At 64.4% G+C, this 25,425-nt stretch carries 26 protein-coding genes, 1 pseudogene and 1 riboswitch; of the genes and pseudogenes, 14 read left to right on the forward strand and 13 right to left on the reverse strand.

Annotated elements, in window-relative coordinates:
* Window positions 1–16: 16 nt before the first annotated feature.
* Entirely contained in the window at window positions 17–2,644 is a 2,628-nt protein-coding gene (leuS, locus tag CCR82_RS00865) for a leucine--tRNA ligase (RefSeq protein WP_201243362.1), read from the reverse strand.
* Window positions 2,645–2,815: 171 nt separating this feature from the next.
* Here leuS and CCR82_RS00870 point away from each other — a divergent pair, with 171 nt between their 5' ends.
* The 9 genes from CCR82_RS00870 (at window position 2,816) to moaD (ending at window position 11,145) form a co-directional block, all read left to right on the forward strand.
* Window positions 2,816–3,361, forward strand: coding sequence for a zinc ribbon-containing protein (locus CCR82_RS00870; protein WP_338073065.1), 546 nt, complete (start codon window positions 2,816–2,818; stop codon window positions 3,359–3,361).
* Window positions 3,362–3,507: 146 nt separating this feature from the next.
* Window positions 3,508–3,598: riboswitch (glycine riboswitch) on the forward strand.
* Window positions 3,599–3,811: 213 nt separating this feature from the next.
* Window positions 3,812–4,903: a glycine cleavage system aminomethyltransferase GcvT gene (gene gcvT, locus CCR82_RS00875; protein ID WP_201243313.1), complete on the forward strand. Its 1,092-nt coding sequence runs from the start codon at window positions 3,812–3,814 to the stop codon at window positions 4,901–4,903.
* Window positions 4,904–5,040: 137 nt separating this feature from the next.
* Window positions 5,041–5,433 carry a glycine cleavage system protein GcvH gene (gene gcvH, locus CCR82_RS00880; RefSeq protein WP_201243314.1) on the forward strand — a complete coding sequence of 131 codons (393 nt, stop codon included), beginning with the start codon at window positions 5,041–5,043 and terminating at the stop codon, window positions 5,431–5,433.
* 3 nt (window positions 5,434–5,436) lie between these two features.
* On the forward strand, window positions 5,437–6,810 hold the full coding sequence (gene gcvPA, locus CCR82_RS00885; RefSeq protein ID WP_201243315.1) for an aminomethyl-transferring glycine dehydrogenase subunit GcvPA: 1,374 nt from the start codon (window positions 5,437–5,439) through the stop codon (window positions 6,808–6,810).
* A 68-nt stretch (window positions 6,811–6,878) separates the two neighbouring features.
* Window positions 6,879–8,342, forward strand: coding sequence for an aminomethyl-transferring glycine dehydrogenase subunit GcvPB (gcvPB, locus tag CCR82_RS00890; RefSeq protein ID WP_201243316.1), 1,464 nt, complete (start codon window positions 6,879–6,881; stop codon window positions 8,340–8,342).
* 73 nt (window positions 8,343–8,415) lie between these two features.
* Window positions 8,416–8,787, forward strand: coding sequence for a diacylglycerol kinase (locus CCR82_RS00895; protein WP_201243317.1), 372 nt, complete (start codon window positions 8,416–8,418; stop codon window positions 8,785–8,787).
* 121 nt (window positions 8,788–8,908) lie between these two features.
* Window positions 8,909–9,439, forward strand: a complete 531-nt coding sequence (gene moaB, locus CCR82_RS00900; RefSeq protein ID WP_201243318.1) for a molybdenum cofactor biosynthesis protein B — start codon at window positions 8,909–8,911, stop codon at window positions 9,437–9,439.
* A 5-nt stretch (window positions 9,440–9,444) separates the two neighbouring features.
* Window positions 9,445–10,761 (forward strand): molybdopterin molybdotransferase MoeA, encoded by a 1,317-nt coding sequence (locus CCR82_RS00905; RefSeq protein ID WP_201243319.1) that lies wholly within the window; start codon window positions 9,445–9,447, stop codon window positions 10,759–10,761.
* Window positions 10,762–10,893: 132 nt separating this feature from the next.
* On the forward strand, window positions 10,894–11,145 hold the full coding sequence (gene moaD, locus CCR82_RS00910) for a molybdopterin converting factor subunit 1 (protein ID WP_201243320.1): 252 nt from the start codon (window positions 10,894–10,896) through the stop codon (window positions 11,143–11,145).
* A gap of 21 nt (window positions 11,146–11,166) precedes the next feature.
* Here moaD and CCR82_RS00915 read toward each other — a convergent pair whose 3' ends face one another.
* The 12 genes and pseudogenes from CCR82_RS00915 to abc-f all read right to left on the reverse strand — a co-directional run bounded on the left by CCR82_RS00915 (window position 11,167) and on the right by abc-f (window position 20,433).
* Entirely contained in the window at window positions 11,167–12,189 is a 1,023-nt protein-coding gene (locus CCR82_RS00915; RefSeq protein ID WP_201243363.1) for a class I fructose-bisphosphate aldolase, read from the reverse strand.
* A 107-nt stretch (window positions 12,190–12,296) separates the two neighbouring features.
* Window positions 12,297–12,915: pseudogene (gene ureG / locus CCR82_RS00920) on the reverse strand (urease accessory protein UreG).
* On the reverse strand, window positions 12,912–13,298 hold the full coding sequence (locus CCR82_RS00925; protein WP_201243321.1) for a VanZ family protein: 387 nt from the start codon (window positions 13,296–13,298) through the stop codon (window positions 12,912–12,914). Before CCR82_RS00925 ends, ureG begins: the two are co-directional and overlap by 4 nt.
* The gene (locus tag CCR82_RS00930) at window positions 13,295–13,528 is read right to left on the reverse strand and encodes an urease accessory protein UreF (protein ID WP_242513150.1); all 234 of its coding nucleotides are present in this window, start codon (window positions 13,526–13,528) and stop codon (window positions 13,295–13,297) included. Before CCR82_RS00930 ends, CCR82_RS00925 begins: the two co-directional genes overlap by 4 nt.
* Window positions 13,529–13,626: 98 nt before the next feature.
* The gene (gene ureE, locus CCR82_RS00935) at window positions 13,627–14,166 is read right to left on the reverse strand and encodes an urease accessory protein UreE (RefSeq protein WP_338073066.1); all 540 of its coding nucleotides are present in this window, start codon (window positions 14,164–14,166) and stop codon (window positions 13,627–13,629) included.
* Window positions 14,153–14,257 carry a hypothetical protein gene (locus CCR82_RS19210; protein WP_420827304.1) on the reverse strand — a complete coding sequence of 35 codons (105 nt, stop codon included), beginning with the start codon at window positions 14,255–14,257 and terminating at the stop codon, window positions 14,153–14,155. Before CCR82_RS19210 ends, ureE begins: the two co-directional genes overlap by 14 nt.
* Before the next feature lie 47 nt (window positions 14,258–14,304).
* A complete protein-coding gene (gene ureC, locus CCR82_RS00945) occupies window positions 14,305–16,029 on the reverse strand; it encodes an urease subunit alpha (protein WP_201243323.1) in 1,725 nt (574 codons plus the stop codon).
* A complete protein-coding gene (locus tag CCR82_RS00950; protein ID WP_201243324.1) occupies window positions 16,026–16,403 on the reverse strand; it encodes an urease subunit beta in 378 nt (125 codons plus the stop codon). Before CCR82_RS00950 ends, ureC begins: the two co-directional genes overlap by 4 nt.
* 28 nt (window positions 16,404–16,431) lie before the next feature.
* Entirely contained in the window at window positions 16,432–16,734 is a 303-nt protein-coding gene (gene ureA, locus CCR82_RS00955; protein ID WP_201243325.1) for an urease subunit gamma, read from the reverse strand.
* Between the two features lie 134 nt (window positions 16,735–16,868).
* Entirely contained in the window at window positions 16,869–17,729 is an 861-nt protein-coding gene (locus CCR82_RS00960; RefSeq protein ID WP_201243326.1) for an urease accessory protein UreD, read from the reverse strand.
* Window positions 17,729–18,424, reverse strand: coding sequence for an urea ABC transporter ATP-binding subunit UrtE (gene urtE, locus CCR82_RS00965; RefSeq protein WP_201243365.1), 696 nt, complete (start codon window positions 18,422–18,424; stop codon window positions 17,729–17,731). The genes CCR82_RS00960 and urtE overlap by 1 nt, the downstream gene beginning before the upstream one ends.
* Before the next feature lie 17 nt (window positions 18,425–18,441).
* Complete coding sequence (gene abc-f / locus CCR82_RS00970) at window positions 18,442–20,433, reverse strand: ribosomal protection-like ABC-F family protein (protein ID WP_201243327.1); 1,992 nt, start codon at window positions 20,431–20,433, stop codon at window positions 18,442–18,444.
* A gap of 206 nt (window positions 20,434–20,639) precedes the next feature.
* On the opposite strand from abc-f, the gene CCR82_RS00975 reads away from it, so the two are divergent.
* The 5 genes from CCR82_RS00975 (at window position 20,640) to cydB (ending at window position 25,347) form a co-directional block, all read left to right on the forward strand.
* Window positions 20,640–21,347, forward strand: coding sequence for a Crp/Fnr family transcriptional regulator (locus CCR82_RS00975; protein ID WP_201243328.1), 708 nt, complete (start codon window positions 20,640–20,642; stop codon window positions 21,345–21,347).
* Window positions 21,348–21,601: 254 nt separating this feature from the next.
* Complete coding sequence (locus CCR82_RS00980) at window positions 21,602–22,036, forward strand: DUF6858 family protein (RefSeq protein WP_201243329.1); 435 nt, start codon at window positions 21,602–21,604, stop codon at window positions 22,034–22,036.
* 90 nt (window positions 22,037–22,126) lie between these two features.
* Window positions 22,127–22,480 (forward strand): NifB/NifX family molybdenum-iron cluster-binding protein, encoded by a 354-nt coding sequence (locus CCR82_RS00985; protein WP_201243330.1) that lies wholly within the window; start codon window positions 22,127–22,129, stop codon window positions 22,478–22,480.
* Window positions 22,481–22,576: 96 nt separating this feature from the next.
* A complete protein-coding gene (locus CCR82_RS00990; RefSeq protein WP_201243331.1) occupies window positions 22,577–24,205 on the forward strand; it encodes a cytochrome ubiquinol oxidase subunit I in 1,629 nt (542 codons plus the stop codon).
* Window positions 24,205–25,347 (forward strand): cytochrome d ubiquinol oxidase subunit II, encoded by a 1,143-nt coding sequence (gene cydB, locus CCR82_RS00995; protein WP_207190887.1) that lies wholly within the window; start codon window positions 24,205–24,207, stop codon window positions 25,345–25,347. The genes CCR82_RS00990 and cydB overlap by 1 nt, the downstream gene beginning before the upstream one ends.
* Window positions 25,348–25,425: the final 78 nt, after the last annotated feature.

Genomic DNA, 25,425 nt, shown 5'->3' on the forward strand with positions numbered 1-25,425 from the left:
CGGACGCTTTGGTCGCTCATTTGGCGACCAGGTTCACGAGCTTGTTCGGCACCACGATGACCTTGCGCACCGTCGCCTCACCGATGAAGCGCTGCACGTTTTCATTCGCCAGCGCGGCAGCTTCGACCTCGGCGCGCTCGGCTGTGGCCGGCAGCTCGATCTTGCCACGCACCTTGCCGTTGACCTGGACTACATAGGTGATCTGATCCTGCGCGAGCGCGTCTTCGTCGACCTGCGGCCAGGGCGCCTGCAGGATGTCGTCACCGAGCCCGAGTTCGCGCCACAGATGATGGGTGATGTGCGGAGCAATCGGCGCCAGCAGGCGCAGCGTGATGCTCAGCCCTTCGCGACGAACCATCTGCGCTGCCGCACTCTCGTCGAGCTTCGAGAGGATGTTGACGATGGTCATGCAGGCCGAGACGACGGTATTGAACTGCTGGCGCTCGTAGTCGAACAGAGCCTTCTTGAGCGCTGTATGCACGTCTCGAAGGGCATCGCTCTGAGCGTCATCGAGCGACCGCGCCGTGCCTCCGGCAGAGGCTCCTTTAGCCGCAACGCCCTCGGCCAAGCCACCCCCAGCAGAGGCCTGCGCTTCGGCAGCACCGCGCACCCCCTCAGCGTGGGTCGCAGCCAGGGTCCAGAGCCGCTTGAGAAAGCGATAGGCGCCTTCAACAGCCTCATCGTTCCACTCCAGCGACTGATCCGGCGGCGAGGTGAACATCACGTACAGGCGCACCGTATCGACGCCGTAGCGCTCGATCATCGCCTCTGGGTCGACGCCATTGTTCTTCGACTTCGACATCTTCTCGATGCCACCGAACTGCACCGGCTGTCCATCGGCCTTGAGCACGGCGCCAGTGACCTTGCCCTTCTCGTCACGCTCGACCTCGACATCGGCCGGATTGAACCACTCGCGCCGGCCCTCGGCGTCCTCGCGATACCAGGTCTCGGCGACCACCATGCCCTGGGTCAGCAGCCGGGCGAAAGGCTCGTCGCAGTCGACCAGGCCTTCATCGCGCAGGAGCTTGTGGAAGAAGCGGGCGTAGAGCAGATGCAGGACCGCATGCTCGATGCCGCCGATATACTGATCCACCGGCAGCCAATACTTGGCGCGCTCGTCGAGCATGGCGGTGTCGCAGCCCGGCGAGCAGTAGCGTGCGTAGTACCAGCTCGACTCGACGAAGGTATCGAAGGTGTCGGTCTCGCGCGTCTCACCATTGGGCAGCTCGGAGAACGCCGGCCGCTTCTTCAGCGGCGAGCCGGAACCGTCGACGACCAGGTCTTCCGGCAGACGCACCGGCAGCTCGGTCTCGGGCCGCACGCCACCCTCGGCGGTGCGCACCACCGGCACCGGGCAGCCCCAGTAGCGCTGGCGCGACACACCCCAGTCGCGCAGGCGGAAGTTGACCTGGCGCCCGCCCTTGCCATGGGTTTCGAGCCAGTCGGCGACGGCGTCGAAGGCCTCCTCCGAGGTCAGCCCATCGAAGGGGTCGGAGTCATGCAGGATGCCCTTATCGGTGAAGGCGTGAGAGTCGATCCCAAACTCCTCGCCCTCGGCCGCGAACACCACCTGGCGCTTGGGGATGCCGTAACGCTCGGCGAACTCCCAATCGCGCTGATCATGCGCCGGCACCGCCATCACGGCACCAGTGCCATAGCTCATGAGCACGAAGTTGGCGGCGAAGATCGGCACCGCTTGGCCGGTGATCGGATGCAGGGCGTCGATGCCGAGGCGATGGCCCTTCTTCTCCATGGTCTCGAGTTCGGCCTCGGAGATGCCGCCCTGGCGGCACTCATCGATGAAGGTCGCCAGCTCGGGATTGTTCTGAGCTGCACGCTGCGCGAGCGGATGCTCGGCGGCGGCGGCGACGTAGGTCACGCCCATCACCGTATCCGGCCGGGTAGTGAAGATATCGAGCGTCTCATCGCCGCCGGCGATGCCAAAGCGCATGTGCACGCCCTCGGAGCGGCCGATCCAGTTGCGCTGCATCGCGCGCACTCGTTCTGGCCAGCCGTCGAGACCGTCGATCGAATCCAGCAGTTCCTGCGCATAGGCGGTGATGCGGATGAACCATTGCTCGATCTCGCGCTTCTCGACCAGCGCGCCAGAGCGCCAGCCGCGACCGTCGATGACCTGCTCGTTGGCGAGCACAGTCTGATCGACCGGGTCCCAGTTCACGGTTGCGGTCGCGCGGTAGGCCAGCCCCTTCTCCATCAGCCGGGTGAACAGCCACTGCTCCCAGCGGTAGTAGTCGACATCGCAGGTGGCCAGCTCGCGCTCCCAGTCGTAACCGAAGCCAAGGCGCTTGAGCTGCGCCTTCATCGCTTCGATGTTCTCGCGCGTCCAGCACGACGGCGGGATGCCGTGCTTGATCGCCGCGTTCTCCGCTGGCAGCCCAAAGGCATCCCAGCCCATCGGCTGCAGCACGTTCTTGCCGAGCATGCGCTGATGGCGCGCGATCACGTCGCCGATGGTGTAGTTGCGTACATGCCCCATGTGCAACCGCCCCGAGGGGTACGGAAACATCGACAGGCAGTAGAACTTCTCGCGGGACGGGTCCTCGACGGCCTTGAAGGCCTGCGTGGTCTCCCAATGACGCTGCGCCTCCTGCTCGATGGCGCGCGGCTCGTACTCGGTCTGCATCATGGTTTGGCTGAGCGGGTTGGTGATCGCCTCAGGATACCCTAAGCCTGAATCGGGCTGCACTTGTGAACCGTCCATGAAAGCTAGGAGCGTCGACATGGGCTAAGATGACCTCGTAGGCAACCGCTCGCACGAGAGTCAGTTGACTGAGGCCAATCCGGGATGAGGTACATGATGAGTAACGAAGAACACCCCAAGAGCGAAGACCGGCTCGTCAAGGCCTATGAGCAGATGCTCGAGCAGGCCCGCGATGCGGTGAACGAGGCCGAGGAGGCGACCCCAAAACTACAGACCATGCTCGCTAGGGCGCGCGAGAACATGGTCGAACTCGGCGAGCTGAGCCGCGAGGAGGCGCACAAGGTCGCCGAGTACATCGAGCGCGACATCGAGGATGCCGCGCATTATTTAGCCGAGACTGGCGAGGATCTGCGCGCCTGGTGGCGTTTCGACCTCGAGCTGACCGAGCAGCGCATGTTCGAGGCCTTCACCAGCGTGGCCGATCAGACCCGCCTGCAATTGGAGCAATGGTCGGAGCGCGCGCGCCAGGCTTCGCTCTATCAAGCCGGGCAGATCACTGGCCCCGGCACCTTGGTTTGTGACAAGTGCGGCGCTGAGACCCGTTTCACCCGCGCTGGGCGTATTCCTGCCTGCTCAGAATGCGGCGGCCTGACCTTCCAACGGGTTCCTTCGCCATCCCAACCCAAGACGGGGGGCTGAAACGGCTCTCGAGCCGCATCAGAATCGCGATCGATCATTGCTTGCGGACTCGACAGAAAAGGCCGCGCTGGGATCGATGCTGGTCTCGAATCTGCACTCCGACCTTGGAACCAGCCCCTCAGGGGGGTATATTAATCCCATTGGTCATATTTCCCGCAGGAGAGACCGGTCCTCGACCGGCGCCGAAGGCGCAACATCCGCCCGGAATCGCTCAGGCAAAAGGACTGCGGGATTCAGACCAACTCTGGAGAGCGGCCGCAGCAGCGGCCCACCGACGGGGCAGCGCTCAGCGCCACGCTCGGCTCGCGACCCGCGAGCCTGCGGGGCGCTCGACGCAAACTCTCAGGTTCAGGACAGAGGGGCGGCAGATGCAGTCTAGGCTGTACTGTTTGCTCGTTTGTCTCAATCGCGCGCCGTCGATGCACACGCGGCCGCCAACCGGAGTGCCGCATGGGATCCAGAACCCCCCTCTTCCCGGAACATGAGCGTCTTGGCGCTCGCATTGTGCCGTTCGGCGGCTGGGACATGCCGTTGCACTATGGCTCCCAACTCGACGAGCATCATGCGGTGCGCCAGCAGGCCGGCGTCTTCGACGTCTCGCACATGCGCCCGGTCGACATCCAGGGCGCCGATGCGCTGGCTTTCTTGCAACGGCTGTTGGCCAACGATGTCGCCAAGCTCAAGCAGCCAGGCAAGGCGCTCTACAGCTGCATGCTCAATGCCGATGGCGGCGTCATCGACGATCTGATCTGCTACTACCTGGGCCCGAACCGCTATCGAGCGGTGGTCAATGCCGCCACTGCGGACAAGGATCTGGCCTGGATGCATGCTTGTATTCAAGGTGCCTCGGTCGGCATCAACAGCCGTGACGATCTGGCCATGCTCGCGGTGCAAGGCCCGCAAGCGCGCGCCAAGGCTGTGCCACTGCTGCCGGAGGCGCTGCGCGAACCCGTGCTGGCGCTGAAACCCTTCTTCGCCACCGAGCAGGGCGACTGGCTGGTCGGGCGCACCGGCTATACCGGCGAGGATGGCTTCGAGATCATGCTTCCGGCCGCCGAGGTCCTCGACCTGTGGCGAGCCCTCCTTGCTGCTGGCGTCGTTCCCTGCGGGCTCGGTGCCCGCGATACCCTGCGCCTGGAGGCCGGGATGAACCTCTACGGCCAAGACATGACCGAAGAGATCGGACCGCTCGAGTCCGGCCTCGACTGGACCGTCGCCTTCGAGCCCCGGGAACGCGACTTCATCGGACGCGCGGCACTCGAGACACAGCAGGCAACGGGTGAGCTGGACCAGTTCGTCGGCCTGCTGCTGACCGGGCGTGGTGTGCTGAGGAGTCATCAACCGGTGCTGGTTGACGACCAGCCCGTCGGCGAGGTCACCTCCGGCGGCTTCTCGCCGACCTTGCAGCGCAGCATCGCACTGGCGCGGGTCAAACCCGGGATCGGCGATCAATGTGCGGTCGAGATTCGCGGCAAGGCAGTGCCCGCGCGGGTCGTCGAGCCACCGTTCGTGCGCCATGGTAAGGCACGCATCGCACTCTAGCGCCAGTCACCCGTCACGGTGTCAAAACACTCAACCTAAGTCAGACAGCACCAACCAAGGGCTCGCAGGCGCATGCCCTCGAACCCAATTCACAACGGCCACAGCGTCATAGCCACGCGATCCCGCAGGAGTCCCCGATGAGCAGCATTCCAACTGAACTCAAGTACACCGAATCCCATGAATGGGTGAAAGACAACGGCGACGGTACCGTGACCGTCGGCATCACCGATCACGCACAGGAGGCGCTGGGCGATCTGGTCTTCGTCGAGCTACCCGAGATCGGCAAACAACTCGCCGTCAAGGACGCCTGCGCGGTGGTTGAATCGGTCAAGGCCGCCTCGGATATCTATAGTCCGCTGGCGGGCGAAGTCACCGCTGCCAATGAGGCCCTCGACGGCGCGCCCGAGACGATCAATGATGATGCCTACGGCGACGGTTGGATCTTCCAGCTCAAGCTCTCGGAGCCGAGTCAACTCGACAACCTGATGGACGCCGGCGGCTACGAGCAGCTCCTGGCGGATGAGGACTGAACCATGCCCTTCATCCCGCACACCGACGAGGACATCACCGGCATGCTCGACGTCATCGGCGTCGACAGCATCGACGCGCTGTTCGATGAAATCCCTAAGGAACTCCGCGCCAAAGAACTCGCTGGCGTCCCATCCGGTCTGAGCGAGATGGAGGTGACCCAGCTCCTGCAGGCGCGTGCACGCATCGACGGCGAGCCGACCTGTTTCATCGGCGCCGGCGCCTATGATCATCACATCCCAGCGGCGGTGTGGCAGATCACCACCCGGGGTGAGTTCTACAGCGCCTATACGCCCTACCAGGCCGAGGCCAGCCAGGGCACGCTGCAAGTGCTTTACGAATTCCAGTCGATGATGACGGCACTGACAGGGCTCGATGTCTCTAACGCCTCGCTTTACGACGGCGCCTCGGCACTGGCCGAGGCGGTGTTGATGGCCGTGCGCGCGAACCGCAAAGTCAAAACAACACGCGTGCTGATGCCGCGGAGCGTGCATCCCTTCTATCGGCGCACGGTGCGCAGCATCGTTCAGCATCAGGGCATTGACCTCGTCGAGGTCGACTTCGACACAGAAACCGGCCAGACCACCCTTGCCCACTGTGAGACAGCGGGGGACGAACCCTTCGCAGCTTTAGTCGTGCCCCAACCCAACGTCTTTGGCGTGCTCGAGGACGTTAACGCACTCACCGATTGGGCACAGTCACGCGATGCGCTGGTCATCGGCGTGGTCAACCCGGTTGCCCTCGCCCTACTCTCACCGCCCGGCGATTGGGGGCAGAACGGTGCCGATATCGCCTGCGGCGAGGGGCAGCCGCTGGGGATGCCGCTCGCCTCCGGCGGCCCCTATCTCGGATTTCTTTGCTGTCAGCAGGCCTTTATCCGCCAGCTGCCTGGGCGCATCGCCGGCAAGACCGAAGACGTCGACGGCAAGGTCGGCTACACCCTGACCTTGCAGGCGCGTGAGCAGCACATCCGCCGCTCCAAGGCGACTTCGAACATCTGTACCAATCAGGGGCTGTTGGTCACAGCCGCGACCGTCCACATGGCAATCCTCGGCGCCGAGGGACTAGAGCGCGTCGCTGCCGCCTGCCTTGCCAACACCGACCGGCTGGCACAACAGCTGTGCGAGGTTCCGGGCGTAGAGCCGATCTTCGAGGCTCCGGCATTCCACGAGCGAGCGCTGCGCCTGCCAGCGCCGACCGAGGACGTGCTTGCCGCACTCGCCGAACAGGACATCCTTGGCGGCTTTGATCTCGGGCGTGAGTATCCGGAGTTGGGTTGCGCGCTGTTGGTCTGCGCCACCGAGCGGCGCACCGACGCCGAGATCGCGGCCTATCGCGAGGCACTCGCGAGCACACTGGCCATCGCCGAGGCCGCCTAGCATCGACGCTCGCGCAGCTTCACCACCCTTGCCGCCGCCATCATCTCTTAGGAGTGCAGAATTACGCCATGCTGATTCACGAACAATCCCGCCCTGGACGCCGCGCTACCGCGCAGGCGCCGCTCGAGACTGCCGACCACGGCGATCTGCCGCAGGCGCTGCGCCGCAAGCAGCGCGCCGCGCTGCCCGAGGTCTCCGAGCTGCAGGCGGTGCGCCACTACACCCGGCTCTCGCAGCAGAACTTCTCGATCGATACGCACTTCTATCCGCTCGGCTCGTGCACGATGAAATACAACCCGCGCGCCTGCAATAGCCTGGCCTCGCTGCCCGGCTTCCTAGCGCGCCACCCCGCCGCACCGGAGAGCCACAGCCAGGGCATCATGGCTTGTCTACATGAGCTGCAGGATATGCTCAAGAGCGTCACTGGCATGCACGCGGTCTCGCTAGCGCCAGCGGCCGGCGCCCAGGGCGAGCTGGCCGGCGTCATGATGATCCGCGCCTATCACGACGCCCGTGGCGACCATGAGCGGCGCGAGATGCTGGTCCCAGACGCCGCCCATGGCACCAACCCGGCCTCGGCGATCATGGCCGGCTTCAAGGTGCGCGAGGTGCCAACCGGCAGCAATGGCGATGTCGATATCGCCGCGCTCCGTGATGCGGTTGGTCCACAAACCGCCGGCATCATGCTCACCAATCCGAGTACCGTGGGCGTCTTCGACCGCAGCATCCAAGCCATCGCCAAAAGCGTGCATGAGGCCGGCGGCCTGCTCTATTACGATGGCGCCAACCTCAATGCCATCCTCGGCAAGGTGCGTCCAGGCGATATGGGCTTCGACGTCATCCACATGAATCTGCACAAGACCTTCTCGACGCCCCACGGCGGCGGCGGACCAGGTGCGGGTCCAGTCGGGGTCTCGAAACGCTTGGAGCCCTATCTGCCGATTCCGCTGGTGACCCAAGGCGACGACGAACGTTATCACTGGCTCGATGAGGACGACCGACCCGAGAGCATCGGCCGCATGACCGCCTTCGGCGGCAACATGGGCATCCTACTGCGCGCCTACATCTATGCACGCATGCTCGGCGCCGAGGGTATGCGACGAGTCTCAGAGTTCGCCACGCTCAACGCCAACTATCTGCAGGCCCGCCTGCGCGACGCCGGTTTCCAGCTCGCCTATCCAGAACGGCGCGCCAGTCACGAATTCATCATCACCCTAAAGAAAGAGGCGAAAGCGTTCGACGTCAATACCATGGATTTCGCCAAGCGACTGCTCGACTATGGCTACCATGCGCCGACCACCTACTTCCCGCTGTTGGTGCCCGAATGCCTGTTGATCGAGCCGACCGAGACCGAGCCCAAGGAGGCCCTCGATGGTTTCGTCGAATCTATGAACAAGATTCGCGCCGAGGCCGAAAACGATCCGGAGACAGTCAAACAGGCCCCGCACAGCCTGCCCTTGCGTCGGCTCGATGATGTGCGTGCCGCGCGCCAGCTCGATGTCGCCTGGAAGCCTGCCGAGGGCACTGCCTAGGACGCCAGTCCGACCTGACACGACGACGGATGGACAGCAGCACTGGGCAACACTGGGAGAGCGACACGCGACCATGGCCAACCACAATGTCAGCGGATGGCGCCGAATCATCTACGCCTTTGGTTACTCGATGAAGGGCTTCAAGGCTTGCTATGAACTGGAGGAGGCCTTTCGGCAGGAGGTCTTCATCCTCATCTTTTTAATTCCACTGGCGTTCTGGCTCGGCCAGTCGCCAATCGAGCGTGCCATGTTGGTTGGCAGCCTGTTGCTGGTGCCAGTGGTCGAGTTGCTCAACTCGGCCATCGAGGCCAACGTCGACCGTGTCGGCCTCGAGCGTAATGAACTCTCGGGGCGGGCCAAGGATATCGCCTCGGCGGCGGTCTTCATGAGCATCAGCTTCGCGGCCACGATCTGGGGCTTGCTGCTGATCCCGCGCTGGTTGTAGAGACACGACTCGAGAGCAGTTGCGCACGCAGAACGGCCTCATGGTGCACAGCTCTACCAAACGCCATTGAGAGTAACCCGTCGCGAGCCACACCAAGATCCACGAGTGACTGAACGCCCCTATGAGCAGAACCCCTAACGATTCCCCTTTCATACCGCTGCCGATCGCTGTGGTGACCGTCTCCGACAGCCGCACCACCGACAATGACACCTCTGGCGCTTACCTGCGTGAGCAGCTGACCGCAGCTGGCCATCGGCTGGCTGATCAGGTCATCTGCAAGGATGATCCTTATCAGCTGCGCGCGTTGTTCTCACGCTGGATCGCCGACCCCGAGGTGCAGGGAGTGATCAGCACCGGCGGTACCGGCATCACCGGACGCGACAGCACGCCAGAAGCGATCGCGCCATTGTTCGACAAGACTATCGACGGCTTCGGCGAGCTGTTCCGCCAGATCTCGTTCCAAGAAATCGGCGCCTCGACCGTGCAATCGCGCGCGGTAGCCGGCATCGCCAACGGCACCCTGCTGTTCTGTCTACCGGGCTCTACCGGCGCCTGCCGCACGGCCTGGGAGCAGATCCTACAGCCACAACTGGACAGCCGAACCCGGCCCTGCAACTTCGCCCAGCTTATCGCGCGCTTCAGCGAGCGCTGATCATCATGACCCACCCATCGACTGGCCCCTCTACGGGTGCATCAACTGACACCTCCGCCAGCACCGCAAACGACTGCGATCCAGTCTCAGCCTCATCAAAGCCGCTCAGCGTCGAGCAAGCCTCGGCACAGCTGCTCGCCGCAGCCCGTGTCATTGACGGCCGCGAGCAGCTCCCCCCCACGGAATGCCTCGGACGGGTGCTCGCCGAGCCGGTCATCAGCGGCACCGACCTACCCGGCTGGGATAACAGCGCGATGGACGGCTACGCGCTGCGCGCCGCTGATCTGCGGGCAAACAGCGGCTGGCTGCCGGTAACTCAGCGCATTGCCGCTGGCCATTGCGGCACGCCGCTGACGCCAGGTACCGCCGCGCGCATCTTCACCGGTGCGCCGTTGCCCGAGGGCGCGGACACCGTGGTGGTGCAGGAGGCCTGCGCGCCGGAACATGGCGGCGTGCGCATCAATGCCGAAATCACGGCAGGCGCGAACATCCGCCGTCGTGGCGAGGAACTGCAAGCAGGCGCGCAAGTGCTCAAGCCCGGGATTCGGCTCGGTCCCCAGCATCTGGGTCTTGCCGCCGGCGTCGGTGCTGGAGAACTCTGGGTCTATCGCCGGCTGCGCGTAGCCGTACTCGCCAGCGGTGACGAGCTGGTGATGCCCGGCGAGCCCTTGGGCCCGGGCCAGATCTACAACTCGAACCGCTTTCTGTTTCGCGCCTTGCTGCAGGCGCTCGGCTGCGAGGTGATCGATCTTGGCATCATCGAGGACGATCGCGAGGCGACGCTCGCCGCACTTGGCACCGCTGCCGAGCAGGCCGACCTGGTACTAGCGAGCGGCGGTGTTTCCGTGGGCGATGAAGATCATGTAAGACCAGCGGTCGAACAGCTCGGCAGCCTCGACCTCTGGCGAGTCGCGATGAAGCCGGGTAAACCGCTCGCGTTTGGGCGCATCGGCGAAACGCCGTTCATCGGCAGCCCTGGCAATCCGGTTTCACTGTTCGTGACCTTTTGCCTGTTCGCCCGCCCGTTCATTGAACGCATGCAAGGCGTGCGCGATGCCGGGCCGCCAACCCCGCTCTGGCTACCCGCCGGCTTCGAGCTCACCAAACCGCTCAAACGGCGCGACTACCAACGCGCGCGATTGGAGATCGACGCGACCGACAAGCCGGCGATTCAAGTCTTCAGCAGTACCTCATCAGCGGCACTCAGCTCACTGACCTGGGCCAATGGGCTAGCGCTGATTCCGTCGGGCCAGACTATCGCGATCGGCGATCCGGTCGCCTTTTTGCCGTTCAGCGAGCTGGTGCCTGGGTGCTCGACCTAATCATCGCACCGCCTATCGTTCATCACTCAATACGTGCCAATAAACCGCCGGTTGGAGCCGCAAAAGCATCGACCGGCCAGCGCCGATTGGCTCACACGGTTCAACCGCATAAACCATGGGCATTCGCCGTCAATGATCGAATTGCGCTACTTCGCTCGCCTGCGCGAGCAGGTCGGGCTCGATGCCGAAGCCATCGAGCCAACAGCAGGCGCGACCATCGCCGAACTCAGAGCCTTCCTGCGTGCGCGTGGCGAGCCTTGGGCGCACGCACTCGCGCCAGAGCAGCGCATTCTCGTTGCCCTTAATCAGGAGATGGCACGCCCTGAGACACTGGTCGCCGATGGCGATGAGGTCGCCTTCTTCCCGCCTGTCACGGGTGGTTAGGCGATCGTGCCGCGCTGACGCTTAACGCTCCATCTCCGGCGTGTACTCGCCGATGCTCGCAAGTGAGTTGAGCTTGGCCCGATGCAGCAGGGCTTGGCTGGCCTGCTCGGCCTTCGAGGCATCCCCTCGCCAGGTCTCGAGCACCTGATTCTGCAGCGCCCGGGCATACGAGAACGTCAGGCGCCACGGCAGCGACAGCTTGGTCGCCATCTGATTCATCGCGTTAAGGTGCTGGGTCGCTTGCTCATCGCTTTGACCACCGGACAGAAAGGCGATGCCAGGTAGCGCGGCTGGGACTGTCTGCTGCAAACAGCGCAATGTCTCTTCGGCGACCTGCTCGACACCAGCGCGTTGCGGACAATCGGTGCCGGAGATCACCATGCTCGGTTTCAGGATCATGCCCTCGAACTGGACACCCTGGCGATAGAGCTGCTCGAACACCTGGCGCTGGGTCTCGACCGTGACCTCGTAGCTGGTCTCGATCATGTGGGCGCCGTTGATCAGCACCTCCGGTTCGACAATCGGCACCAAACCGGCTTCCTGACACAACGCGGCATATCGCGCCAGCGCGTGGGCATTGGCCTCGATGCAGGCTCGACTCGGCTTGTCCTCGTCAATCGTGATCACGGCGCGCCACTTACAGAACTTGGCACCGAAGCCGACGTACTCCTCCAAACGCTCGCGCAGCCCGTCTAGCCCCTCGGTGACCTTCTCACCGGCGTTCAATGCGAGCTCCTTGGCGCCAGTATCAACCTTGATCCCGGGCATGATCCCTTGTCGCTGCATAAGCGCGGGAAATGTCTCGCCGTCGGTCGTCGACTGGCGAATAGTCTCGTCGTAGAGAATGGCGCCGCTGATGTGATCACCGAGTCCGGGCGTGGCGAGCAGGATGGTGCGATACGCGACCCGGTTGTCCTCGGTGTTGTCGACGCCAACCGCCTTCAGCCGTTTACCGATGGTGGGCGTGCTCTCATCCATGGCCAGGAGACCCTGACCGGGTGTGACCATTGCTTCAGCGGTTTGACGCAGGGCGTTCAGAGTCATCATTGAACCTCCGGAGGGGTTGCGAGAATGTGAGTCGGGAGTCTGTAAGCTCCTAACCCCAATGACCCTGAGGAAACCGGCTGGCGAATTCAACCGCCGCCGATCAATCAGGCAAGCATCCCCTCGCGAATCACGAACTCGACGATCGCATCCAGCCCCTCGCTGGCGCGCAGGTTGGTCATCGCAAACGGCCGCTCACCGCGCATGCGTCGGGTATCGCTCGCCATCACCTCCAGCGAGGCGCCCGACATGCGGCGCCAGATCGATCTTGTTGATCACCAGCAGATCCGAGCGCGTGATGCCCGGCCCGCCCTTGCGCGGGATCTTCTCGCCCTCGGCGACATCGATGACATAGATCGTCAAGTCGGCAAGCTCGGGGCTGAAGGTCGCGGCCAGATTATCGCCTCCGCTTTCGATGAAGATCAGATCGAGGTCCGGGAAGCGTTGCTGCAGATCGGCCACCGCGGTCAGGTTCATCGAGGCATCCTCGCGAATCGCCGTATGCGGACAACCGCCGGTCTCGACCCCGAGGATGCGTTCTGGGGCCAGCGCCTCGCTGCGGATCAGGAACTCGGCGTCCTCGCGGGTATAGATATCGTTGGTGACCACCGCGATCTGCACGCGATCGCGCAGCCGTTTGCAGAGCGCATCGAGTAAGGCCGTCTTGCCGGAGCCGACCGGGCCGCCGACGCCGACGCGCAACGGATTGCTGGATTCATTCGTCATGTTGTCAGTGAGGCGGCGACCGCGACCCCGATGAGCACGCCGGCAGTATTCAAGCCGATATCGAAGAGCGACGCATAGCGCCCGGACGCGAACAGCTGCGCGAACTCCAACAGGGCCCCATAGCCGGTGGCGAACAGGGCAGCCAGCAGGATCGGCCGCTTGAAGCGCACCAGCGCGGCCGCCCAGAGCACGGTCAGGAGCGCATAGAGCGCGACATGCATGGCGTTCTGCAACAACGACGGCACGGAGCCGATCATGACGACGAGCTTGGCATCACCCTCTTGCGGGTAGCCGGGCACGAGCGACAGGAAGGCGATGGCGCCGGTCAGCGCAAGACTCGCCCCCAGCCGGATCGGGATGGAACGAAACAGGGCGGTGATCATGAACGATAGAGTCTGGTGTACTGGGTTTCGTGAAGGCTACTGGCGATGGCCAGCGCCGGCGTGCTGGCGCCGATCTCGCTGTAGGCGACCAGGCGGGCGTGGTCGACCGCCGCCGGAATCCGCACCGCGAGCGCGCTCAGGATGCGTTGCCCTGCGCTCTGGCCGAGCGGCACCAGCTTGACGCCAGCCAGGGTCAGGTTCTCGGCCCAGGACCACGCATAGCCGAGCAACGCATCTTTCGATCGCCCATTCCAACCCTTGCGAGTAGGCGAAGGCACCCACCGGCAGCGATGGGCTGACCAACTGCAGCAGCCGTAAGAGCGGCGCCTTAGCGGGCATGGCTATGCTCATGCCGGTCCTCATGCGCATGCCTGTGCTCATGCTCGTGCTCGGCATCACCATGGCCATGCGGCCCACCACTGTAGGCCCCCGGCTCCGGCTCGAAGGGAGCCTCCTGCGAAGTAACGCCGAGCCCGAGGCCGCGCACCATCGCATCGAGCACATGATCGTGCAGCCAGCGCAGGCGGCCGGGCTCGATCTGTAACGCGACATGGCGATTGCCAAGGTGATAGGCCGCGCGCGCGAGCAGCACCGGATCATCGGTTTCGGCGCTCGACACCGGCTCGGGCGCGGCCCGGACCTGAACGACAACCCCCTGCTCATCGCTCAGCCGATCGCCGTCACGCAGGCTGTCGCCGCCGCGCGGCAGCAGCATTCCCACCTCACGGCCGTCATCGAGACGCGCACGCAGCCGTGAGCGTGAGCGCTGTTCATAGGTCAACGGCAGCACGGCGCTCGCCTGCGCCGCCTCGACCACCCGCTGGGTCAGGCGCAGCGCCAGATCATCAAGCGCATTATTCGCCATCATCTTGTGGCAGCCCACTGCGAATCGCACTGACGAAGCGGTCCAAGTCATCAAGCCGATGCCCGACGACGTCTCGAATGATGCGCGAGTCCATGGCTTGATAGCCATGCACCGAGATGTTGCGAACTCCGAGAATATCGCTCAAAACAGGAAATAGCGCTGCGCCAGCGGCAGCACGTCGGCCGGCTCGCAGGTCAGTAACTCGCCGTCGGCGCGCACCTGATAGGTCTGCGGGTCGACCTCGAGGGTCGGCTGCCAGAAGTTGTGGATCATGTCGACCTTGCGCACCTGGCGCACGTCGCGCACCACGCCGACGCGCCGCCGCAGATTCAGCCGCTGTGGCTCGCCGGCCTGCAGTGCCCATTGCGAGATGAAGGTCATGCAGGTCTCGCCGAGCGCACCGCCGAAGGCCCCGAACATCGGGCGATAGTGGACCGGCTGCGGGGTCGGGATCGAGCCATTCGGGTCGCCCATCGGCGCCATCGCGATCATGCCGCCCTTGAGGATCAGGCTCGGCTTGGTGCCAAAGAAGGCCGGCTTCCACAGCACCAGATCGGCCAGTTTGCCGACTTCGACCGAGCCGACCTCATGGGCGATCCCGTGGGTGATGGCCGAGTTGATGGTGTACTTGGCGATGTAGCGCTTGGCGCGGTAGTTATCGTTATCGCCGCGATCGACCGTGCCGGCCCACTCCGGCGCCGCGAGATGGCCCCTCTGCACCTTCATCTTGTGCGCGGTCTGCCAGGTGCGCGTGATCACCTCGCCGACGCGCCCCATCGCCTGCGAGTCGGAGGCGATCATCGAGAAGGCGCCGAGATCGTGCAGGATGTCCTCGGCGGCGATGGTCTCACGGCGGATGCGCGACTCGGCGAAGGCGACATCCTCCGGGATCGACGGCGACAGATGATGGCAGACCATCAGCATGTCCAGATGCTCATCGACCGTGTTGATGGTGTAGGGCCGGGTCGGATTGGTCGACGACGGCAACACATTGGCCTGCCCGGCGGCCTTGATGATGTCTGGCGCATGGCCACCACCCGCGCCCTCGGTGTGATAGGTGTGGATGCAGCGATCCTTGAACGCGGCGAGGGTGTCCTCGACGAAGCCGGACTCGTTGAGCGTATCGGTGTGGATGGCGACCTGCACATCCATCTTCTCGGCGACGCCGAGCGCGCAGTCGATCGCCGCCGGGGTCGTGCCCCAGTCCTCGTGCAACTTCAGGCCCATGGCGCCGCAGCGTACCTGCTCCTCGAGCGCATTCGGCTGGCTGCCGTTGCCCTTGCCGTAGACGCCGACATTGACCGGCAGCCCCTCGGCGGCCTGCAACATGCGGCGGATGTTCCAAGGACCGGGCGTACAGGTGGTGGCGTTGGTGCCGGTGGCCGGGCCGGTGCCGCCGCCCAGCAGCGTGGTCACGCCGGAGGCCAGCGCCTCCTCGGCCTGCTGCGGACAGATGAAGTGGACATGGGCATCGAGACCGCCGGCGGTCAGGATCTGGCCCTCGCCGGCGATGATCTCGGTGCCGGGACCGATGAGCACATCGACACCGTGTTGGGTGTCCGGATTGCCGGCCTTGCCGATCGCGGCGATGCGCCCGTTGTTGATGCCGACATCGGCCTTGACCACGCCCCAGAAATCCAGGATCAGCGCATTGGTGATGACCAGGTCCATGACCTCGTCGGACTGACGCTGGCACTGGCCCATGCCGTCGCGAATCACCTTGCCGCCGCCGAAGGTGACCTCGTCGCCATAGTGGGTCAGATCCTCCTCGACCTCGAGGATCAGGTCGGTATCGGCGAGCCGGAGCTTGTCGCCCGTGGTCGGACCGTACATCGATACATAGGCCTGCCGGCTGATCGTGCTCATGTCTTGCTCTCCTCGGCGCTGTCCTCGGCGGCGTCGTCATCGGGTTCCGGCTCGGGCTCGGGGACGGGATCGAGCCGCCCCATCACCTCGCCGCGAAACCCATGGACCAGGCGCGCACCAGCATAGGGCACCAGCTCGACGGTGCGCGACTGTCCAGGCTCGAAGCGCACCGCAGTGCCGGCAGGGATATCGAGCCGATGGCCGCGTGTCGGTGCGCGCTCGAACTGCAGCGCCGGGTTGGTCTCGAAGAAATGATAATGGGAGCCGACCTGGATCGGCCGATCGCCCGTGTTCGCAACTTCGACCGACAACACCGGTCGGCCTGCATTGAGTTCGATCTCACCAGCGGCCGGGAAGAGTTCGCCAGGAATCATAGTGCCGTTCTCAGGATAGGTGGACGGGCTAGACGATGGGGTCGTGGACGGTGACCAGTTTGGTGCCGTCAGGGAAGGTCGCTTCCACCTGCACATCCGGGATCATCTCCGGGACACCGTCCATTACCTCATCGCGGCTCAGCAGCGCGCGGCCGTCATCCATCAACTCAGCGACCGTGCGGCCCTCGCGCGCGCCTTCCAGAATGGCGCAACTGATGAAGGCCACCGCCTCCGGATAGTTGAGCTTCAGCCCTCTCGCCTTGCGTCTCTCGGCGAGCAGGCCGGCGGTGAACAGCAGCAGCTTATCTTTTTCGCGGGGATTCAGCTCCATGGTCGACGCCTCGTCGAGTCGGGGTTGTGACGGAACAGTGTATACGCCAGCGAGGCGCGCTGATAGCGCCGTAATCAATGGGGACAGACTCCTTGATCAGGCCACTCGATCAGGTCACTTGATCGGACCGGCGCTCAGGTTGCCCAGATGCGGGGCGCGGATGCTTCCAGACCGAGCAGGCGTGGCCGCAAGCCTTGCCAGAGGGCACGAAACTGAAGCAAGACCGGTTCCACCTTCGGCGCGAGCGCACGCACAACGAGCAGATCATCGAGCAAGGTCAGGCCGAGCGCCAAGCCCGGCACGGCTGGCACCAGTGCACGCGCGACCTGCAGATCCCCGGCCGTGGCGCCGGTCGCGACCAGGGTGGCGCTGATCGGCTGTCCGCGCAGGCCGCTTGGCCCATCCAGGCCTTTCGTGGAAGGCTCGCCCTCCAGGTCCAGGCCCATGTCCAAGCGCAGGCGTTCGCTCAGCAACGGGCGCCCTTCCCGCTCGAGCCGCAGCCCCAAGCTGGCGCGGCCCTGATCGAAGCGCTCGCCGATCGCCGGCCGGCCGAGACTGAGGATCTCCCAGCCGATGAAACGCGCCGCGCCGCTGAGCACGACCTGTGTCTGCAGATCGAGACGCGCGCCCGGGAACAGGATCGCCTCCGGCGGCAGCCATTCCAGCACCCCGCCGTCGGCCACCTCGAAGCGCTGCCGTTGCCGCGCCAAGGCGCCGGCGCTGCGGTAGAACTTGGCCGCACCGGGCGCTGTCAGCAGCGCATGCGCGCCAGCGGCGACCCGCGCCTCGATGTGCAGTCGATCGCCACCGACCACTCCGCCCGGGGGATGCAGCAGATACAGATGGCAAGGCGCGCCCTCGGGATAGAAACCGCGTTGCACCGTCAACGGACCTTGCTGCTGTTTTTGCGCCAAAACGGTGCGTTGAGCGCGCGCCTCGAACCGCAACGCGAGGCGCGCGCTCCAGCCCGCGGCGGGCGGCACCGATGGCGGCATCAGACCGTCAGATATTCGCGCACGAGGTCATCGCCCAGCTCGGTCATCGCGCCCTCCGCCTTGAGCCGGCCGCGGTCGAGGATCGCGAAGCGGTCGCCGACCCGGCGCGCGAACGGCAGCTTCTGCTCGACCAGGATCACGGTCAGCCCGAGCTGATCCATCAAGCGCCGGATGATGTCGCCGATCTCGTGCACGATATTTGGCTGAATGCCCTCGGTCGGCTCGTCCAGGATCAGCAGCGTCGGATCGATCACCAGGGCGCGAGCGATCGCCAACTGCTGCTGCTGACCACCGGAGAGATCGCCGCCACGCCGCGCGCGCATCTCATCGAGCACCGGAAACAGCTCGAAGATGACCTCCGGGAGCTGGCGCCGGCGATCGGCCCGCGCCGGCAGTCCGATGCGCAGGTTCTCCTCCACCGTCAGCAGCGGAAAGATCTGACGCCCCTGCGGCACATAACCGATGCCGAGGCCGGCGCGGCGCTCGGCCGGCAGGCGCGCGAGGTCATGGCCCTGGAATCGCAGCGCGCCGGTGTGCAGGGGCAACAGTCCCATGATGCACTCCATCAGCGTGGTCTTGCCGACGCCATTACGGCCCATCACACAGGTGCACTCGCCTGCGGGGATGGTCATCGACAGATCCCAGAGGGTGTGGCTCTCGCCGTAGAACTGTTTGAGCGATTCGATCTGTAACATCGGCATGCGCCCTTGTCTTAGTGTCCGAGTGCCTGCTGGGCGGCCTCGAGGGCCTCCCAGCGTTCATAACAGCCCGCCAGCGCCGTCTCGACCTCGGCCAGTCGGCTCTGGGTCTCGGTGACGTTCTCCGCCGGTCCTTGATAGAGCATGGGATCGCCGAGCCGGGCGTGTAGCTGTTCGACCTCGTTCTCGAGGGCCTCGATCTGCTGTGGCAACTGCTCGAGCGCGCGTTGATCCTTGTAGCTGAGCTTGCCCGGCGACTTGCCTCGGCCCGTGGATGCCCGCCCCACCGAGTCTCGCCCTGCCGAGTCGCGTCCCGCCGAGGCTTGCACAGCTTCGCTGTCGCGGCCCTTGCGCTTGGGCTCCGTGGCACTCTGCCACGCCTGCCCCTTGGCGTCTCGCTGGCGCTGCCAATCCGAGTAGCCGCCGACGTACTCCTGTACCCAGCCGTCGCCCTCGAGCACCAGACTGGAGGTGACCACGTTATCGAGCAGATCGCGGTCATGGCTGACCAAGAGCAGCGTGCCGTCGAACGCATTCAACAGCTCCTCAAGCAGATCCAGGGTTTCGGCGTCCAGATCATTGGTCGGCTCGTCGAGCACCAGCAGATTGGCCGGCTGGGTGAACAGCTTGGCTAGCAGCAGCCGGTTACGCTCACCGCCCGAGAGCGCCGAGACGGGTTGCTGGGCACGCTCCGGCGCGAACAGGAAATCCTTGAGATAGGACAGCACATGCAGGCTACGCCCACCGACCTCGACCTTATCGCTGCCGCCGGCGACGTTATCGCGCACACTGCGGTTGGGGTCGAGCTGGGCGCGGAGTTGATCGAAATAGGCGACCTTGAGGTTGGTGCCGAGCCGGATCTGACCCGCGTCCGGCTGCAGTTGACCCAGCAGCAGCTTGAGCAGCGTCGACTTGCCGGCGCCATTGGGACCGATGATCCCGACCCGATCACCGCGCAGGATCAGGGTGTCGAGAGCCTGGATGGTCGGCGCCGCGCCCGCCTCTGGCTGATAGGCGAAGGTCACGCCCTGGGCCTCGACCACCAGCTTGCCGCTGCGCTCGCCGCTGTCGACGCTCAGGCGCGCCTGCCCGAGCCCCTCGCGCCGGGCGCGACGCTCCTCGCGCATCGCCTGCAAGGCTCGCACCCGCCCCTCGTTGCGGGTGCGCCGGGCCTTGATGCCTTGGCGAATCCAGACCTCTTCCTCGGCGAGGCGCTTGTCGAAGCGCTCGCGCTCCTTGGCCTCGGCATGCAGGCGCTCCTCGCGCCGGCGCAGATAGTTGTCGTAATCACCAGGCCAATCGGTGAGCTGGCCGCGATCGAGCTCGAGGATGCGGGTGGCCAGGTTGCGCAGGAAACGCCGGTCATGGGTGATGAACAACAGCGAGCCCTGGAAACCGAGCATCAGCTCCTCGAGCCACTCGATGGTCTCGATATCCAGATGGTTGGTCGGCTCGTCGAGCAGCAGCAGATCCGGCTCGCTGATCAGCGCCCGTGCCAGCATCACCCGCCGCCGCAGCCCGCCGGAGAGGGTCGCGTAGACCGCCTCGCCATCCAGACCGAGCCGTGAGATCACCCGCTCGGCGCGTTGCTCGATCTCCCAGCCGTTGCCGGCCTCAAGGCGCTGTTGCACGGTCGCCAGCCGCGCCAGATCGCGTTCCGAGGCGGCGGCACCGGCCTGGGCCAAGCCATGACTAAGATGGTGATACTCGGCAACCAGCGTACCCAGCTCGCCAAGCCCTTCGGCGACCACGTCCAAGACCCGATGCGCATCGCCGAGCGGCGCCTCCTGCGCCAACCGCGCCACACGCAGTCCATCGGCGCGCCAGAGCGCGCCGGCATCGGGCTGGATCTCGCCATCGATGAGCTTGAGCAAGGTGCTCTTGCCGGTCCCATTGCGCCCGATGAGGCAAACACGCTCGGCCGGATCGATCTCGAGATCGATCCCATCGAGCAGCGGCGGATGGCCATAGGAGAGCGAGACGGCGCGCAGCGAGAGCAGGGGCATAAGGCAGATTGGCCGGTGTCGGCCGATGGTCGATGATGTCGGTGAGCATTGAAGTGCGCATCATACTGCGCGCATCGCTTCAATGTCCGGAGATGTCAGCCCACCAACGCAAGCCCACCCATGCAAGCAAGCCATTGTGCAGCGAAAAATTCCTGTACACTGCTATCTTATCCGTCATTGACACCGCGCTGCATAGATCAAGAGGCATGGTCAAATCCGTGACATTGCGTGAGGCTTGGGCCGGCGAGGCCGATTGCCGGAATTGCGCGTTGCGTACAACGGTGCTGTTTGCTGGACTCACCGAGCAAGACTTCGATCGCATCCACGAGCCGATCGATCAGTTCGACCTCAAGCCCGGCACCCCGCTGTACCAGGCCGGCGAGGTCGGTGACTATATGTTCACCGTGCGCAGCGGCTCGCTCAAGCTCGTCCAATACCTGCCGGACGGCAGCCAGCGCATCGTGCGCATCGCGCGCGGCACCGACGTGCTCGGGCTCGAAGCCCTGCTCGGCAACGCCTATCAGCACGACGCCGTTGCGCTCTCGCCAAGCGAGGTGTGTCGGTTCCCGACGCGCGTGGTGAAGGCCCTCAGCAAGGACAACCCAAGCCTGCATGAGGAACTCATGCAACGCTGGCAACGCGCGCTCACCGAGGCCGATGCCTGGCTGACCGAACTCTCGACCGGCTCGGCGCGCCAGCGCGTCGCGCGCCTGCTGCTGCGCCTGGTCCGCGATCGCGAATCGAGCGAGTGCCAGCTCTTCGGGCGCGAGGACATGGGCGCCATGCTCGGTATCACCACCGAGACGGCCAGCCGCACCATCGCTGGCTTCAAGCGCGAGAGCCTGATCGTCGAGTCACGGCCGAATCGGTTCCTGCTCGATATCCCCAATCTCACACGTATCGCCGAGGATTGACGCCGCTAGCTAGCCACCACGCTGGCCGCACTTACATGCGTGGCTCGCCCGAGCGCGCGGTTTGCCTCGAACGCGGCCGATTGACAGCTTTCAATGTTGCCCCAACCCCCAACGACTTAAGCTTTGTTGATCACGAGTAGGGTCTACCAGCCTGTCCGAGACCGTTCAACCCGTCTCGAGCCCCGGATTCGTCTCTGTGTTCCTCATCCGCAACGCCTGCCGGCCGGTTGCCCGAGCCAGTGAAGCACATCGCCATGAAGCAAACCCTGCTCAACGAACGTTATCCGCTCTTCGTTCTCAGGCTCGATCGCGACGAAACCGATTACCAGAGTGTCGATGCGATCTGCAACTATTTTCGCGGCTGTATCGAGGCACATCGCTGCGGCCAGTTCATCGCCGTCTTCGATCATTACGCGCATACCTGCAGCCTGCCGGATGGCGCCGTGGAGAGCGACATCCGCGCGGCCAAGAACGTCCTGTTCTGCTTTGGCCTGACGCTGCCCAGTGCCGAGATCCTCGGTCTGCGGCCGCGCTCGATCGGCGTCGCCGAACTCGATCATCAGTTCGTGATCAGCTTCATGGAGGCGCCCATGCCGCTTGCCAATGCCGCGATGGAAGATTGGGCACTCGGACTGCGCCAAACCGATGCCGAGCCCGAGAATGGCAGGCCGCACACCGCACTGATCTAGTGCGCACACGCAACCATCGTTGGTTGCACATTGATTGCAGGAGGTGTCATCCACACCTCTTGGGCTGCAAGAACCAGAGAATCTCGACCGATGCGTATCGCCGTCACCAGCCAGAATTTCAAGACCATCACCGGTCACGCCGGCAAGAGCCGCCGCTTCCTGATCTACGATCTCGAGCCCGGCGGCGAGCCGCTCGAGGTCGAGCGGCTCGACTTGCCAAAGGACCGCTCGCTGCACGAATATCACGGCCCAGATCATCCGCTCTATCAGCGCCAGCTCACCGCCATCTTGACCGGCGGGGCCGGGCGCCCCTTCGTCGAGCGCATGGGCCGGGAGGGCATCGAGGTCATCACCACCGGTGAAACCGACATCGCCGCCGCGCTGAAGGCGCTCGCCGAGGGCGAGGCCCTGCCACCCGCCGCGCCGCATGAGCACGAGCACTGACTGTTGGATGATGGCACGGGTGGATGCTGACCTGCGCACGGGCGCCAGCATCTGAAATGCGTTCAAGCTGCTTCAAGCTGCCTCGGGATCTGAACGATGCTAGATAGCGCAATGGTCGAACTCTCGCGGTGGCAATTCGCCATCACCGCGATGTATCACTTCCTCTTCGTCCCGCTGACCCTCGGGCTCAGCTGGATGCTGGTGATCATGGAAAGCGTCTACGTGATGACGGGGCGCACCATCTATCGGGACATGACCAAGTTCTGGGGCAAGTTGTTCGGCATCAACTTCGCGCTCGGGGTCACCACCGGCCTGACCATGGAGTTCCAATTCGGCACCAACTGGGCCTACTACTCCCATTACGTCGGCGATGTCTTCGGCGCACCGCTAGCGATCGAAGGCCTGATGGCCTTCTTCCTCGAGTCGACCTTCATCGGCCTGTTCTTCCTCGGCTGGGAGCGCCTGACCAAGCGCCAGCATCTGGCCGTGACCTTCCTCACCGCCGTCGGCTCCAACCTCTCGGCGATGTGGATCCTGATCGCCAACGGCTGGATGCAATACCCGGTCGGTGCCGAGTTCAGCTTCGAGACCATGCGCATGGAGATGGTCAGCTTCTCCGAGGTGCTGTTCAACCCGGTCGCGCAGGTCAAGTTCGTGCATACCGTGGCCGCCGGGTATGTCACCGCAGTGATGTTCGTCGCCGGCATCAGCGCCTACTACATGCTCAAGGGCCGTGATCTCGCGTTCGCCAAGCGCTCGTTCTCGGTGGCGATGGGCTTTGGTCTGGCGTCGATCCTGTCGGTGATCCTGCTCGGCGATGAATCCGGCTACGAGGTCGGCGATGTGCAGAAGGTCAAGCTCGCCGCGATCGAGGCCGAATGGCACACCGAACCCGCACCCGCGCCGTTCACGGTCTACGGTCGCCCCAGCAACGCGGACGAGGAGACCCATGACGCGATCAAGATCCCCTGGCTGATGGGTCTGATCGCGACCCGCTCGCTTGATCAGGAAGTCACCGGCCTCAAGGATCTGATGCGCGAGCATGAGATCCGCATCCGCTCCGGTATGATCGCCTACGAATACCTGCAGCGGCTGCGCAACGATCAGGACACCGAAGGCAATCGCGCCATGTTCAAGGACCACATGGATGATCTCGGTTACGGGCTGCTACTCAAACGCTACGTCGATAACCCGGCCGAGGCCACCGAGGCGCAGATCCAGATGGCGGTGAAGGACTCGATTCCCGAGGTCGCGCCACTGTTCTGGGCCTTCCGCATCATGGTTGGTGCTGGTGTCTGGATGCTGTTATTGATCGTGCTCGGCTTCTACTACAACGCCAAGCGCCAGATCCAGGACAAGCGCTGGCTGCTGCGTGCCTTTCTCTACAGCATCCCGGTGCCCTGGATCGCGGTCGAGACCGGCTGGTTCGTCGCCGAATTCGGCCGCCAGCCTTGGGCCATCGGCGAGGTGCTGCCGACCTCGGTCGCGGCCTCGAGCCTGAGCGCCAATGATCTGCTCATCAGCCTAAGCGCCTTTGTCCTCTTCTATACAGCACTGTTCATCATCGAGATGTCCCTGATGTTCAAGTTTGGCCGTCAGGGGCCAAGCTCGCTGCACACTGGCAAGTATTACTTTGAGAAACAGCAGACGCCGCAGAGCGATGCGACCGGCGGTGGACCGCCCTCGGCCTCCGCGCCTGCAAGCCAGCATCGAGGAGAAGGCTGATGATCATCGACTACGAAGTGCTCAAACTGATTTGGTGGCTGCTGGTCGGCGTGCTCTTCATCGGCTTCGCGGTCACCGATGGCATGGACATGGGCGTCGGCACCCTGTTGCCCTTCCTCGGCAAGGGTGATGATGAGCGCCGGGTGATTATCAACACCGTCGGCCCGCACTGGGACGGCAATCAGGTCTGGCTGATCACCGCCGGTGGGGCCATCTTCGCGGCCTGGCCGCTGGTCTATGCTACCGCCTTCAGCGGTTTCTACTTCGCCATGTTGCTGGCGCTGTTCGCGCTCTTCTTCCGCCCGGTCGGCTTCGACTACCGCAGCAAGATCCAGGACAAGCGCTGGCGCAGCGCCTGGGATTGGGGCCTGTTCATCGGCGGCGCGGTGCCGGCGCTGGTGTTCGGCATCGCCTTCGGCAACCTGTTGCAGGGCGTGCCCTTCCACCTCGATGAGCTGCTACGGCCCTACTACAGTGGAAACTTCTTCGGTCTGCTCAATCCGTTCGCGCTGCTCGCCGGGCTGATCAGCCTCGGCATGCTGACCATGCATGGGGCGATCTGGCTGCAACTGCGCACCGGCGAGCCGATCGCCTCGCGCGCCAAACACTGGGCAAGGATCATCGGACTTGCGACCATCGCCGCGTTCGCCCTCGCCGGGCTGGATCTGATCCTCTTCGTCGATGGCTTCAAGGTGGTGAGCATGCCGGCGCTGGATGCGATCTCCAATCCGCTGACCAAGGAGGTCGTGGTCGATCCCTACGGCTGGCTGACCAACTACCGCCTGTATCCCTGGACCTTGCTGTTCCCGATCCTGGGCTTCGCCGGGCTCGGGTTCGCGGTCTCGCTGTCGATGCGCGACCGGGCCGGGCTGGGGTTGGTCATGAGCAGTCTGGGCATCACCGGCATCATCATGACCGCCGGCGCCGCGATGTTTCCCTTCATCATGCCCTCGAGCACCAACCCCAACAGCAGCCTGACCGCCTGGGATGCGACGTCGAGCCATCTGACGCTGACGGTGATGTTTTGGGCGGCGGTGATCTTCATCCCGCTGATCCTCGCCTACACGACCTGGACCTACACTAAGATGTGGCGTCGGATCACGGTCGAGGAGATCCGCGAGCAAGACACGCTGGCGTACTAGGCCATCCAATACGAAGAGCGAGCGCCCATCGGATCGAGATTGTCCGGCAATCGCATCAGTCGGTTATCGCGGTGCTTC

Origin of the sequence: Halochromatium salexigens (genome assembly GCF_016653295.1) — a bacterium.
GTDB lineage: Bacteria > Pseudomonadota > Gammaproteobacteria > Chromatiales > Chromatiaceae > Lamprobacter > Lamprobacter salexigens.